12 protein-coding genes are annotated in these 13,999 nt (G+C 44.1%); 7 read left to right on the top strand and 5 right to left on the bottom strand.

Annotated features, from left to right (window positions below; translation table 11 throughout):
- Positions 1–40 precede the first annotated feature (40 nt).
- The gene (locus J699_RS05830; protein ID WP_005226892.1) at positions 41–916 is read right to left on the bottom strand and encodes a metal-dependent hydrolase; all 876 of its coding nucleotides are present in this window, start codon (positions 914–916) and stop codon (positions 41–43) included.
- A 116-nt stretch (positions 917–1,032) separates the two neighbouring features.
- On the opposite strand from J699_RS05830, the gene J699_RS05835 reads away from it, so the two are divergent.
- The gene (locus J699_RS05835) at positions 1,033–2,055 is read left to right on the top strand and encodes an AraC family transcriptional regulator (protein ID WP_032870055.1); all 1,023 of its coding nucleotides are present in this window, start codon (positions 1,033–1,035) and stop codon (positions 2,053–2,055) included.
- Positions 2,056–2,337: 282 nt separating this feature from the next.
- Here J699_RS05835 and J699_RS05840 read toward each other — a convergent pair whose 3' ends face one another.
- Positions 2,338–3,669 (bottom strand): Na+/H+ antiporter NhaC family protein, encoded by a 1,332-nt coding sequence (locus tag J699_RS05840; protein ID WP_005226894.1) that lies wholly within the window; start codon positions 3,667–3,669, stop codon positions 2,338–2,340.
- A 274-nt stretch (positions 3,670–3,943) separates the two neighbouring features.
- Here J699_RS05840 and trpA point away from each other — a divergent pair, with 274 nt between their 5' ends.
- Genes trpA through J699_RS05860 form a run of 4 tightly spaced genes read left to right on the top strand, consistent with a single transcriptional unit; the run spans position 3,944 to position 8,038 of the window.
- Positions 3,944–4,747: a tryptophan synthase subunit alpha gene (trpA, locus tag J699_RS05845; protein ID WP_005226895.1), complete on the top strand. Its 804-nt coding sequence runs from the start codon at positions 3,944–3,946 to the stop codon at positions 4,745–4,747.
- Complete coding sequence (accD, locus tag J699_RS05850) at positions 4,744–5,640, top strand: acetyl-CoA carboxylase, carboxyltransferase subunit beta (protein WP_004775442.1); 897 nt, start codon at positions 4,744–4,746, stop codon at positions 5,638–5,640. Before trpA ends, accD begins: the two co-directional genes overlap by 4 nt.
- The gene (folC, locus tag J699_RS05855) at positions 5,637–6,923 is read left to right on the top strand and encodes a bifunctional tetrahydrofolate synthase/dihydrofolate synthase (protein ID WP_032870053.1); all 1,287 of its coding nucleotides are present in this window, start codon (positions 5,637–5,639) and stop codon (positions 6,921–6,923) included. The genes accD and folC overlap by 4 nt, the downstream gene beginning before the upstream one ends.
- Positions 6,914–8,038: an SPOR domain-containing protein gene (locus J699_RS05860; protein WP_032870050.1), complete on the top strand. Its 1,125-nt coding sequence runs from the start codon at positions 6,914–6,916 to the stop codon at positions 8,036–8,038. Before folC ends, J699_RS05860 begins: the two co-directional genes overlap by 10 nt.
- A 22-nt stretch (positions 8,039–8,060) precedes the next feature.
- Here J699_RS05860 and J699_RS05865 read toward each other — a convergent pair whose 3' ends face one another.
- The 3 genes from J699_RS05865 to J699_RS05875 all read right to left on the bottom strand — a co-directional run bounded on the left by J699_RS05865 (position 8,061) and on the right by J699_RS05875 (position 10,309).
- Complete coding sequence (locus J699_RS05865; RefSeq protein ID WP_032870048.1) at positions 8,061–8,645, bottom strand: dual specificity protein phosphatase family protein; 585 nt, start codon at positions 8,643–8,645, stop codon at positions 8,061–8,063.
- The gene (locus tag J699_RS05870) at positions 8,642–9,460 is read right to left on the bottom strand and encodes an MBL fold metallo-hydrolase (protein WP_032870045.1); all 819 of its coding nucleotides are present in this window, start codon (positions 9,458–9,460) and stop codon (positions 8,642–8,644) included. Before J699_RS05870 ends, J699_RS05865 begins: the two co-directional genes overlap by 4 nt.
- A 213-nt stretch (positions 9,461–9,673) precedes the next feature.
- Positions 9,674–10,309 carry a peroxiredoxin gene (locus J699_RS05875; protein WP_032870043.1) on the bottom strand — a complete coding sequence of 212 codons (636 nt, stop codon included), beginning with the start codon at positions 10,307–10,309 and terminating at the stop codon, positions 9,674–9,676.
- A 363-nt stretch (positions 10,310–10,672) separates the two neighbouring features.
- On the opposite strand from J699_RS05875, the gene secA reads away from it, so the two are divergent.
- Positions 10,673–13,408, top strand: coding sequence for a preprotein translocase subunit SecA (gene secA, locus J699_RS05880; protein WP_032882867.1), 2,736 nt, complete (start codon positions 10,673–10,675; stop codon positions 13,406–13,408).
- A 149-nt stretch (positions 13,409–13,557) separates the two neighbouring features.
- Complete coding sequence (locus J699_RS05885; protein ID WP_005288925.1) at positions 13,558–13,965, top strand: hypothetical protein; 408 nt, start codon at positions 13,558–13,560, stop codon at positions 13,963–13,965.
- Positions 13,966–13,999: the final 34 nt, after the last annotated feature.

Raw genomic sequence — 13,999 nt, 5'->3', positions numbered from 1 at the left:
AAATCCCCTCAATTGAAAGGGGATTTTTTAGATTAATGAACTAAAGTCCCGCTTGCCAGAACGCTTCACCTGCTGCAATCGGATCATTGGTCTTAGCTAAAGTATCAATCCAGACATCATACTGGCGAATCACCGGATGTTGATTTGGATGGAAATCCTTTTTAAACCAGTCGCTATATTGCGCTCTTTTCGCAGTCAAAATACCGTTACGACCAAAGAACCACGGTAAACCTTTACGCGCCATATCAAAACGTTGTCTTAAGCTAAAACCATCAGTTTTGAGCATCACATCGGTACGGTACAAGGTAAAACCAAACATCATCACTGTGGTAAAGACCAAGGCAAAGCGGCGGGTTGCTTCAGGCACTTCACCGACTTCACGCATCACATCAAATGCCACATCTCGATGTTCCATTTCTTCAATCGCATGCCAGGCAAACAGCGCACGTACAAAAGGATCGGCTTCTGCCAACGTTTCTTTTTTACTATAGAAAGTATCTGCCATCAGTGCGGTTAAATGCTCGGCAGCTGCGGTCATGGCAATATTGTATTGAGGAGAACGATTCTTCAGTTCAAAGCGAAAGATTTTCTTTAAACGGGTGGTGAACTGCTCCACAGGCATCCCCTGATCTTTCATGATCTGGTTCATTTTATCATGCGCGATACCATGCTGTGCTTCCTGCCGAATAAAATCAGCGACACGTTCCTGCAAGTCTGGATCATCAATTTTGTCTCGGAATAAACGGACGCATTCAATAAAATAACGCTCGCCATCGGGGAAGGTCAGGCTGAGGGCATCAAACATACGGGTACGGAATGGGTCGCCACCGAACCAGAAGCGGGGTGCCTGCTCGAGATGGAAGTCCAGTTTGGTTCTGACCACGGGATCAACTTGATAGGAAACATGTGCATTCATCTTTGCTATTCCTTGTTTTTCTTCATATCGCCAGTATGGAAAAAGTCCGATGAAATGTTTTGACAGTTACAGCCAATTTTTATACAAATAACGACAGCTCAGGATGAGATTGGCCCATGTCCGTTAAAATAATCATTGGATATTTACGTTTGTTGAATCGCGTTTTGCAACAGGAACAAATTGATTTATCTAAAGTTGTTGCGCCTGAACTTTGGCAAACCTTTCAGGCCTGTCTGGAAAATCCGGATGAGCGTGACTTCGATGTCGAGCGTTATGCGTTATTGTTACAGGCAGCTCAAGCACACTTCACCCGTCCGATTACTTTAGTTTTGGCTGAACATGCCAATTTGCAGGATTTGGGTTTGATGGGTTATCTGGCCTCAACCAGTATGGATCTCCAGCAGGCACTTCAACTCTTGCAACGATACTACTCGCTGGTATTTAAACAAACCAATCTGGAACAGCTCGATGTCCAGCAGTTTCCAGATTATATCCAGATTGTCTGGAGCGCATCTTATTGCGACTATCGGGAAATGTATGAGCTGAATCTGGCCTTGATTTTTAAAATCGCGCAATCGATTGTGCAGGATGCTCTAGTGCCACCACAGATGATCCAGTTTGGTTATGCCCCGCATACTGCAATGTATCATTTTGAAAAATTCTATGGTTGTCCGATTCAGATTCAGCAGGGCCAATATGCGATCCGCTTTTCCAATCAGGTTTTAAAGGCAAAAAGTATTGCGGCAGACCAGCAGTTGAATCAGGTTCTGTCTACTCAGGCACAGCATTCATTGAACAGTGTCAGCTCGTTTGAGGTTCAGCAACAGCAGTTTAAACAGAAAATCCATAGCCTGATTGAACAGGGCTTAGTGCAGCAGGAAGAAGTATTGCAAAGCTATGTGGCGAAGCGTCTGCATTGTTCTGAACGAACGCTTCAACGTCAGTTGAAGGCCTATGACTTGAATTTTCAGGATGTGCTGGATCAGTATCGTCTAGAACAGAGCAAGCTGTATCTGCAACAAGGTAAGTCTTTGTCTGAGATTGCGGAGCGGCTGAATTATGCAGATCAGAGTGCGTTTGGACGGGCGTTTAAGCGTTGGACAGGCGTTACACCTAAGCAGTTTTTAAAATCTCTGTAGATTTTAGATCAAACTTTTAATTAATAAGTGAGTTTAGCTAAGGTAGTTTAATTTATAAACAAACAAATGGGTTTGATATTTTCCTTACTTTTCAGGGATGAAAAGTAACAAAAATCCTCTGTTGGACTGACGGTACGTCCTGAGCAAATTTTAAAGCCCTGCTTTGAAATGCAGCGCAAGGCTAGTCCAACGGGCGACATCCATGTCGCCTACCTCGATAGTAGATTCTTGTCTAAATTGAAGCGTTATTGAGAGTGGGATTTGAGCAGTAATTCAAATCTTCTATGGTTTTTTTAAACGCGGATAATTAAAGACAATGGCAAGCACTGCACAAACCGCAAGAATCCAGCAATAATAGATATTGCCAATTAATTCAACCGGAGAAAGTTTGGCAATCGAACAGGCCAACAGTAACTGCGCTCCATAAGGAATCATGCCTTGAACCACACAAGAAAAAATATCCAGTAAAGCTGCACTCCGTTTAGGATCTACGCCGTATTCTCTAGCCACTTCACGGGCCATATCGCCCGATAAAATAATCGCAACGGTATTGTTGGCCACAAATAGATTCGAGAAGACCACCAGAAAACTAATACCGAATTCACCCGCACGCTGTTTACCGAATTTAAATAGGCGGGTAATGGCATAGATGCGTTGAATTAGCCACTGCAATCCGCCTTGTTTTTGCATCAGGGCGGACAGTCCACCCAGCAACATGGAAAGTAATGCCACCTCAAACATGCCGACAAAGCCATCATAAATCGCACTGTTCAGCTTGAGTACATCAAAATCCGGTTTTTCAAGCAGCCCCATCAGACCCGATAAAATCACGCCGATCATCAGCACTGCCAAAACATGCAGACGGGTAAAAGCAAGAAAGAACACCGCCAGATAAGGCAGAATCAGCCAGAGATCATAAGGCTTGGATTGAATGGCTTCTGCCTGATGGCTCATGGAAATATAAACCATTAAGGTGATGACGGCAGCGGGAAGTGCAATCCAGACATTGACCCGAAATTTATCTCTGAGTTCAACATTCTGGCTACGGGTAGCTGCAATGGTGGTATCCGAGATCATGGATAGGTTATCGCCAAACATGGCACCACCAACCACTGCACCAATGGCATAGACCGGTGCAATATCAGTCGCTTGAGCAAAACCAAAGGCAATTGGCGCACAGGCTGCAATGGTACCCATCGAGGTACCCATGGCCGTAGCAATAAAGGCGGCAATGATAAACAGCATGGGTAAGACAAATTCTGGCGAAATAAGCGAAAGTCCTAACTGTACCGTCGCATCGACGCTACCAATAGCACTGGAAACACTGGCAAAGGCACCTGCCAGCATAAACACCATAAACATCAGAATCAGATTCGGGTGACTGGCACCTTGCAGGAATTCTTCAATCGCTGTATTGAGTTTCTGTTTATACAGCAGAAGGGCGAGAATCACCGCAGGAATCGCAGCTACAGGCGCTTTAACCTGATAAAAGGCGAATTCAGTTCCGATCATTGAATGATAAAGACCACTCCCAAGAAAGATGATCAAAAATACCAATAGCGGCAGCAAAGCAAGGGCATTGCTTTGTACTTTTTCGGGAGAGTGGGCAGACATAAAATAAAAAGGAAACTTAAAAATTGCGGCTAGTATAAAGGAGCTTGGCGAAATTCTAAAATGCTAAGCGATCAGCCTGAAATTAGGAATCTTTGATCATTGAGAAAAAACTCAAAATATAGATAAATGTAGCAGGGGAGTTGTAAGTCGCAGGATTCGCTGTCGCATTCACGTCAAACTCTGTTCAATGAACAAAAAATAGCGTTACAATGCAGTGTTTTTAAATGACCATAAACAACTCCTTAATTTATATAAATCAGGAAAGCATAATCCTATGTCACGTCTTGCCACTCGTTTTGAACAGCTTAAATCTCAGCAACGTAAAGCGCTTGTTTCTTATGTAATGGCAGGTGACCCGCATCCACAAGTCACTGTTCCATTGCTTCATCAAATGGTTGAGGCAGGGGTTGATGTTATTGAACTGGGTCTTCCGTTCTCTGACCCGATGGCAGATGGCCCTGTAATTGCTTTGGCAGCTGAGCGTGCTCTGGCAGGTGGAACCAATACTTTAGATGCATTGGATATGGTGAAAGCTTTTCGCGAAAAAGATCAAACGACACCGGTTGTTTTAATGGGCTATTTAAATCCTGTTGAAGTGATTGGTTATGAAAAGTTTGTGACTTATGCGAAAGACTGTGGTGTTGATGGCGTACTTCTGGTGGACTTACCACCTGAAGCATCTCAGCAATTAGGTGAAGTTCTTAAACAAAATGGAATGGATCAGATTTTCTTGCTTGCGCCAACTTCAACCGACCAGCGTATTCAACATGTGGTCAATCAGGCAAGTGGTTTTGTCTACTACGTGTCACTCAAAGGTGTGACTGGCGCAGCAACCCTAGATACTGCTGAAGCAGCAGCGCGTATTGCAAAAATTAAATCTAAAACCAGTGTACCAGTCGGTGTTGGTTTCGGAATTAGTGATGCGGCGTCTGCAAAAGCGATGGGTCAGGTTGCCGATGCCGTGATTGTAGGAAGTGCTTTCGTTAAATCTTTTGCGACATTGCCAGCAGATCAAGCTGCGCAACAGACGGTGAATAAAGTGAAGGAGCTTCGAGCTGCGCTCGATGAGTTAGTATGAGTCAAGAGTTAACATCAGGGAAGGTTCTTAACCCTTCAACCCCTTGGACTGAGCGTCATGTTCCTGGTATTCAGGTGGCAGATCAACAGCAAACGTTTAAAGCGACCTTTACTGAGCCTACGATTGAATGTCCTGAGTGCCATGCACTGGTGACACGTACTGCCATGTCATTTAATGCCTATGTCTGTCCTCAGTGTGATGAGCACCTGCGTATGCGTGCGCGTGATCGTTTGAACTGGTTCTTTGATCAGGTCAATGGTGAGTTAGGTCAGGAATTTAATGCCAAAGATCCATTAAAGTTTGTGGATAGCAAACCTTATCCAGATCGTATGCGCGAAGCGCAAGACAAAACGGGTGAGACAGAAGCACTTGTGGTAATGCAAGGTTCGCTTAAAGGTTTAGACCTTGTTGCCTGTGCTTTTGATTTTGATTTCATGGGCGGTTCAATGGGTACAGTTGTGGGCGACCGTTTTGTTCAGGCGGCTGAACGTGCCATTGCTTTACACCAGCCAATGATCTGTTTTGCAGCCTCGGGCGGTGCACGTATGCAGGAAGGCATGTTGTCCTTGATGCAAATGGCACGTACTGCAGCAGCCATCCAGAAAATGAAAGAAGCACGTGTGCCTTATGTGGTGGTGTTAACTCATCCTGTTTATGGTGGTGTAACGGCTTCATTGGCAATGCTGGGTGATGTGCATATCGCTGAACCGAAGGCGATGATTGGCTTTGCCGGTAAGCGTGTGATTGAACAAACCGTACGTGAGAAACTGGAAGAACCGTTCCAGCGTGCAGAATATTTGCTTGATCATGGTGTGGTCGATCAAATTGTTCATCGTCATGCATTACGTGATACTGTATACAGACTTGTTGCAAAACTGATGAACTTACCTTGAAACCGCACGCTCCACATTCAACGGATACATTAACAACATGGCTCGATTATTGGGGCCATGTTCATGTTACAGGCATTGATTTAGGTTTAGAACGCGTTATTCCTGTGGCTGAAAAGCTGGGTGTGATGCAACCTGAGGCGAAAGTATTTACCGTCGCAGGTACGAATGGTAAAGGCTCGACCACGACAACTCTAGCTGCAATTTTAAATGCGCAGGGTTATAAGGTGGGCCTATATCAGTCACCGCATATTTACCGTTTTAATGAGCGCGTAAAACTGGCGGGGGCCGAGGTGGATGATCAGCGTCTGATAGATGCTTTTGTACAGGTCGATCAGGCTCGCCGTGAATGTGGATTAAGCCTTTCTTTTTTTGAAGCAACCACTTTGGCTGCTTTTGTCATTTTTAAACAGCAACAATGTGATATCTGGGTACTTGAAGTCGGTCTGGGTGGTCGTCTTGATGTGGTCAATGTGATTGATCCAGATATTGCTGTAATTACCAATATTGGTTTAGACCATGTCGACTGGCTCGGCGATACGGTCGAAAAAATTGCTTTCGAGAAAGCAGGGATTATTCGCCCGAATATTCCGGTGATTTTTGCCGGGCAACAACAATTGCCACAAGCTATTCAAGATAAGGTGGCTGAAACACAAGCGCAGTTATATACACTCAACCAAGATTATTTCTATCAGCTGGATGAAAATGGACAAACATGGTCATTTGCATCTTCTGGTAGCACCTTAAAACTTCCTGTTGGTCAGTTGGCTTTGGATAATATTTCGACTGCGGTTGCTGCTGTACTGGTGAGTGGAATAGACATTTCACAACAAGCCATCGCAACGGGTATTCAGCAGGCACGTCTACAAGGCCGTTTTGAAATCAGGAAAATTCAGGATAGAACGGTTATTTTTGATGCTGGACACAATGCCCATGGTGTCGAATTTTTATTGAAGCAGTTGCGAAAATTCCTAAAATACAATAAACAGTACACAGAAGTTGTTGCAGTATTTTCAATGTTGGCAGATAAAGACATTCCATCTGTCACTGATTTACTAAAAACAACAGTAAAAGATTGGTTTATTGCTAATTTAGATGTGCCTAGAGCCGCACCAGTGCAACAGATTCAAGATGCATTGCAAGGGCAACAGGTCCATGAGTTCGGCAGTATCCAGCAAGCGTTTGAAACTGTGCTGAAACAAGGTAATAACAATCAGCTGATTTTAGTCTGTGGTTCGTTTCATACTTTAGAAGCGGTCTGGGAGTATTTAGAAGAATGTCGATGAATAACAAACAACGTTGGATGGGTGGCGTTGTTCTATTAGGAGGTGGTGTTTTATTGGCCGCACTGCTTCTTAAAGGTAATGAAGAAATAGAGCAAGATCATACGCAAGCTACCGTTACTCATCCTATTCCCAAAACAGCCACTAAGCCAAAAACTGCTCAGCCTGCCCAAGAGAGTGAAATGGTTTCATTACAACCTTTGGCGGTTGATGTTGAAACAGAAAAACGTTTGCTTGAAGAACAACGTCGCTCTCGTGAAAAAGCGGTTGCTGAACAAGAGGCACGTGCAGCTGAATTTTTAAAAATGCAGCAGCAAGCAGAAGCAGCAGCAGCGCGTAAAGCGGCTGAAGAATACGCGGCAATCAATGCACGTCGCACCGCTGCACAAGAAAGTTCAGACAATATCCCGCCTGAACTGGTTGAAGATGAAAAAGCCAAGGCAAAACGACTGGCTGAAGACAAACGCAAAGCGGATGAAAAGAAGCGAGCGGAACAGTTAAAAGCAGACCAGCAAAAGACGACTGATGCTGATAAAAAGCTAGCAGAAGATAAACGTAAAGCAGAAGCGGCAAAGAAAGCGGAAGCTGATCGCAAAGCTGCGGAAGACAAACGTAAGGCAGATGCAGACAAGAAAGCTGCGGAAGACAAGCGTAAAGCAGAAGCGGATAAAAAAGCTGCCGAAGATAAACGTAAAGCTGAAGCAGACAAGAAAGCCGCGGAAGACAAGCGTAAGGCCGAGACGGATAAGAAAGCTGCTGAAGATAAACGTAAGGCAGATGCAGACAAAAAGGCTGCTGAAGATAAGCGTAAGGCAGAAGCTGAAAAGAAAGCCGAAGCTGAAAAAGCCCGTGATCTGATGGAAAACGGCGATAAAAAATGGATGGTACAAGTAGCACTGGCCGCCAATCAGGCCAATGCAGATGCCGTGGTATCGAAATTACGTGCTAAAGGCTATAAGGTAACCACTAGCCCGACCTCTAAAGGTATTCGGATCATGGTTGGCCCAGCCAAAGACCGTGATACTGCGGATACGACCCGTAAGAAAATTACCACTGATGATAGTCTGAATATGAAATCAGCCTGGGTAATTGACTGGGTGCCACTCGACCAGCGTTAAATAAATCCCTTTTGATGGGATGCTATGAAGATGGATTCGACAGATGCTGTTGAATCCATTTTACATTTTCAGGGCTCAGCAAATGCTCGATATTCTTCCAGATCACATGAAAACCATAGCCACCTTGTTTCATTTCTTTTACCGCATCTTCAATCGACCAATGTTCAAAAATAATGCGATACATGGCAATGGTCGCACCTGTACGGTCTGAACCATGGTAGCAATGGATTAACACTTTTTGATTGTTCTGTTTGGCAGTTTGAATGGCACGCATCGCTTGTAATAAGTCTTCGCGATTGATCGCCCAGGTATAAATCGGGATATGGACCAGATTAAAGGGCTGATCTTTAAGCACCTTGGCATCGTCATTGCGTGCACGAAGGTTGATCACCGTATCAATATTGTACTGTTTTAAGCTTGGAATTAACTGATTGCTCGGCTGTTCACTACGAAACACATCACTGCTGATCTGATAAAAATTATGGGTGTGTGAGATCAGTGTTCCCCAATTTTCAGGGCGTTGTTCATCATCCAGACCTGGATGTTTCATACAGCCACCAATACTGAGGGAGGAGATGACTGTAAGCGCGATGAGTGTTTTTTTCATAAGATAGCTTGATAGCGACTGAATTCAACGGGGTCGTGTGCACAAATTAACTCAATCTTAGGCTCATGTTGAGCCAGATACTGTAAGCGTTTCAGGTTATGCAAACGCTGCTGGTTATCTTCAGCCAATAAACGTTCGGTAAGATCAAGCGTTCTGAGTTTATGTTTCGGATTGAGTTCCAGATGAGAAAAGTAGGCATCCCCACAGAACAGAATCCAGCCGTCCTGTTTTTTTATTGCAATGCTACTGTGTCCAAGTGTATGTCCCAGCAACGGCACCATTAAAATTTCATCCTGAAACAACGGGAGGCCTTTTACGCGCTGCAGATTAAACCATTCTTCACCATCGTTATGTTCTGCAAAGCTCCAATGTCGATGCTGTTTAAACTGCGCGGTTTTATAACGTAGTTTGCCTTTGCCAGATAAAGTCTGGGTTGCATTAAATTCAGAGGCCAGCACATGCACGGTTGCATGGGGAAAATCAGAGATGCCGCCTGCATGGTCAAAATCCAGATGGCTCACAAAGATATGTTTTACCTCATTGGGACTAAAGCCGAGTTGCTGAATCTGTTGAATGGCACTGAGTTTCAAGTTCGGCACGATCGAACCAAATTGTGTCAGCAAACTGCCAAGGCGCTGTTCGGTATGTAAATAGTCTTGCAGGCCCAACCCAGTATCAACCAATACCAATCCCCGATCAGTTTCAATTAATAAACAATGACAGACCAGATGGGCTTTCCAGCCTTTTTGTCCAAATAAAGGCGCGCAGACAGGGCAGAAACTGCCACAATGCAGGTGATGGATGTTATAGATCATGATGATTTTTATTGTGTTCCGGATCGAATTATTTTTATAACGTATCGATTCAGAAATACCAAAACAAATTTGAATCAGACCGAAAAAAGCCTATCGCTGAGATAGGCTTGATACTTTGTCTTGTACTGCGATATAAAGCTTTCGCTTTAATCTCTTAGCTCACAGCATAGCTGTTCACCTTGCGTTTCGGAACGAGCGTTGCTCGTTTGATCCTCACTCAGGCTGGGGCGTGAGTCTTAAATACGGTTTGACGGCTTTATAGCCTTTCGGGAAGCGTTGTTTGATTTCTTCCTCATCCTTTAATGACGGCACAATCACCACATCTTCGCCTTGTTGCCAGTTTGCGGGTGTCGCGACTTTATGGTTGTCGGTAAGTTGCAGTGAGTCGACCACGCGCAATACTTCATTAAAATTACGGCCTGTTGATGCCGGATAGGTAATGATCAAACGCACTTTTTTATTCGGATCAATAATGACCAATGAGCGAACGGTTAAGGTTTCACTGGCATTGGGATGAATAAATCCATAAAGTTCAGACACTTTTCGGTCTTTATCCGCAATGATGGGGAAATTCACCGTGGTATTCTGGGTTTCGTTAATATCCTGAATCCAGCCTTTATGCGATTCAACATCATCAACCGAAAGGGCAATGGCTTTAACACCACGCTTGTCAAATTCATCTTTCAGTTTGGCGGTATAACCCAGTTCGGTGGTACAGACCGGCGTATAATCTGCTGGATGGGAAAACAGAATACCCCAGCTATCGCCTAAAAAGTCATAAAAATCAATATTACCTTCACTAGATTCTTGCTGGAAATTTGGCGCGGTATCGCCTAAACGTAATGTCATGATGAATCCTCTATACTTTTTTCTATGTCGTTTCTCTATTCAATATGCAGCATTCACTTTATAAATAAAATTATTGTTTTTGTATTTTGTTATGAACTTTTGAGATATCTCTTAGGGATCTTGTTAAAAAATGATCGGAAATTCACATTCAGGTCGATGTAAGTTTAAGGCAAATTTGCTACATTAACGCATCTTTACTGGTGTGATGTCAGAATCGCCTCGCAGATTTTTTTACCTGTTTGGATGCAAAGCACTTGTAGTTCTTATTTCTGACTCCATAATAACAGCTAAGAAAAAATTAACCGACCTAGGGTTTGTTGTTATTGACGAACCTTATAACAAACAGGATTAGAGAGTTTATTCATGTTGGCAAGTCTGATCGGAGGTATCTTCGGTACAAAAAATGAGCGCGAGCTCAAACGCATGCGTAAAATTGTTGAACAAATTAATGCGCTTGAACCGACGATATCTGCTCTTAACGATGCAGACCTCTCTGCAAAAACTCCAGAATTCAAACAACGTTTTAGTAATGGCGAAAGTTTAGATAAATTATTGCCAGAAGCGTTTGCTGTCTGCCGTGAAGCGGCAAAACGTGTCATGGGCATGCGTCACTACGATGTGCAGTTAATTGGTGGTATTACCTTGCACGAAGGTAAAATTGCCGAGATGCGTACCGGTGAAGGTAAAACCCTGATGGGTACTTTGGCGTGTTATCTCAATGCATTGAGTGGTCAAGGTGTTCACGTCATTACCGTAAATGATTACTTGGCGCAGCGTGATGCCGAGTTAAACCGTCCTTTATTCGAATTTTTAGGCTTGAGCATTGGTGTGATTTACTCCATGCAGATGCCTGATAAAAAGGCAAAAGCCTATACGGCCGATATTACTTACGGGACCAACAACGAATTTGGTTTCGATTATCTGCGCGACAACATGGTGTTCTCGCTACAAGAGAAAAAACAACGTGGCTTAAGCTATGCCATCATCGATGAGGTCGATTCGATCCTGATTGATGAGGCGCGTACACCATTGATCATTTCTGGTCAAAGCGAAGACTCATCTCAGCTATACCAGCTGATCAACAGTATTCCGCCAACATTACGTCCACAGAAAGAAGAAAAAGTGGCAGATGGTGGACATTTCTGGGTGGATGAAAAGCAGCGTTCAGTGGAAATGACTGAAATCGGTTATGAAACGGTTGAACAGAAATTGATTGAAATGGGGCTGTTGGCTGAAGGTGAAAGCCTGTATTCAGCAACCAACCTGAATCTGGTTCACCATGTGACTGCTGCAATCCGTGCGCACTATTTGTACCAGAAGAATGTACATTACATTATCGGTATCAATCCGCAGACGCAAAAAGAAGAAGTGATTATTGTCGATGAGAGCACGGGTCGTACCATGCCGGGTCGTCGTTGGTCAGAAGGTTTGCATCAAGCGGTTGAAGCCAAAGAAAACATGGAAATTCAGCCGGAAAACCAGACACTGGCAACCACAACTTTCCAGAACTATTTCCGTCTGTATAAAAAGCTGTCAGGTATGACCGGTACTGCCGATACTGAAGCTTCGGAAATGAAAGAAATTTATGGTCTGGATGTGGTGATTATTCCAACCCACCGTCCAATGGTCCGTGTCGATCATAACGATTTAATCTATTTAAACCGTAATGGTAAATATACCGCGATTATTGAAGAAATTACCAAGATTCGTCAGCAGGGCGTTGCACCGATCCTGATCGGTACCGCGACGATTGAAGCCAGTGAAATTTTATCTGCCAAGTTATTACAGGCCGGTATTCATCATGAAGTCCTGAATGCGAAACAGCATGAGCGTGAAGCAGATATTATTGCGCAAGCAGGTAGTCCGAATGCGGTGACGATCGCAACCAACATGGCGGGCCGTGGTACCGATATTTTGCTGGGTGGTAACTGGAAAGCCAAGCTTGCCAAAATTGAAAATGCGACCGCTGAAGATGAAGCGCGTTTACAGGCCCAATGGGAAAAAGATCACGAAGACGTGTTAAGTTCTGGCGGTCTACATATCATTGGTTCTGAGCGTCATGAATCACGTCGTATTGATAACCAGTTGCGTGGTCGTGCTGGTCGTCAGGGTGATCCGGGTGTATCTCGTTTCTATCTGTCGCTTGAAGATGATTTGATGCGTATCTTCGCGGGTGACCGTGTAGTTGCCATGATGCGTGCCATGGGCTTGCAAGAAAGCGAAGCGATTGAGCACAAGATGGTCAGCCGTTCGATTGAAAATGCACAACGTAAAGTTGAGGCACGTAACTTCGATATTCGTAAGAACCTGTTGAAGTACGATGACGTGAACAACGAACAACGTAAGATCATTTATTCGCAACGTGATGAAGTTCTGGCAGAAAGTACGCTACAAGACTATATCGAAGAAATGCATCACGAAGTGGTGAAAGGCCTAATTGCCAACTTTATTCCACCGGAATCAATTCATGACCAATGGGATATTGAAGGTCTGGAAGGAGCATTACAGTCTGACTTGGGAATCGAGTTATCGGTACAGCAATGGTTAGACCAAGATCGCCGTTTAGACGAGGAAGGCCTGATTGAGCGTATTGCAGATGAAGTGATTACCCGTTATCGCCAACGTCGTGAGCAAATGGGAGATGAATCCGCAGCTATGCTGGAACGTCATTTCATGTTGAACTCGCTGGATCGTCATTGGAAAGATCATTTGGCGGCGATGGATTACTTGCGTCAAGGGATTCATTTACGTGGTTATGCACAAAAGAACCCTGAACAAGAATACAAGAAAGAAGCCTTCAACTTATTCGTGAATATGCTGGGAATTATCAAGTCTGATGTGGTGACTGATTTATCTCGTGTTCATGTACCGACAGCTGAAGAATTGGCGGAGCTTGAAGCGCAGCAACAACGTCAGGCTGAATCAATGCGTCTTTCATTTGAACATGATGATGTCGACGGCTTAACCGGAGAAGTCACGGTTTCTGAAGAAACTGAAGGCTTTACCGACAATGCACCATTCCCGGTACCGGAAAGCCGTAATGCGCCGTGCCCATGTGGTTCAGGCTTAAAATACAAGCAATGTCACGGTAAAATCTAAATCCTGATTTTTAGATTGCACTAAAATAAAAAAGCAGAGCATTGGACTCTGCTTTTTTTACGATAAATAACTTGAGTCAATGGCAGCTTTGTAGTTTCATTATTGAACTTACAGATCTTGATTGAATTCGCATTAAAAGCGGGAAGACAATGAAAAAACCATTACAACTTTTAATTTTGGCAAGTGCTGCAGTATCAGGTTTTGCATTTGCAGCTGAAGCTCCACAAACCACGACTGTTGATAAAGTATTGGCAGCAAAAGGTACTAACACGGCAGAAGCGCAAGTCAAGCGTGAAGTGACGACTGTGGTCAGCCCGCGTACTGGTATTCGCTATACTTTAGGCGAAACAGGTAACCGTCCAATCGTATTGCAAACTGCAGCAATTGCACCAGCGAACTCTGCCAACATCAATCGTATTGTGGCATCAAACCCGGCATTATCTGCAAAAAGCCAAGAGAAAGCGAAGATTGCTTTAATTGGTGAAACTGCAGTTCAGGCGGCGAATGCGGCTGCTGCACAAACTGCGGGCACCCAAACAGCTCAGGCGATTCAATAAGCAGTCGCTTCGGAATAAAAAAAGAGATGCAATC

It is taken from the genome of Acinetobacter sp. 1000160 (assembly GCF_000588715.1).
GTDB lineage: Bacteria > Pseudomonadota > Gammaproteobacteria > Pseudomonadales > Moraxellaceae > Acinetobacter > Acinetobacter courvalinii.
This window is presented reverse-complemented; position numbering and strand designations above follow the sequence as displayed.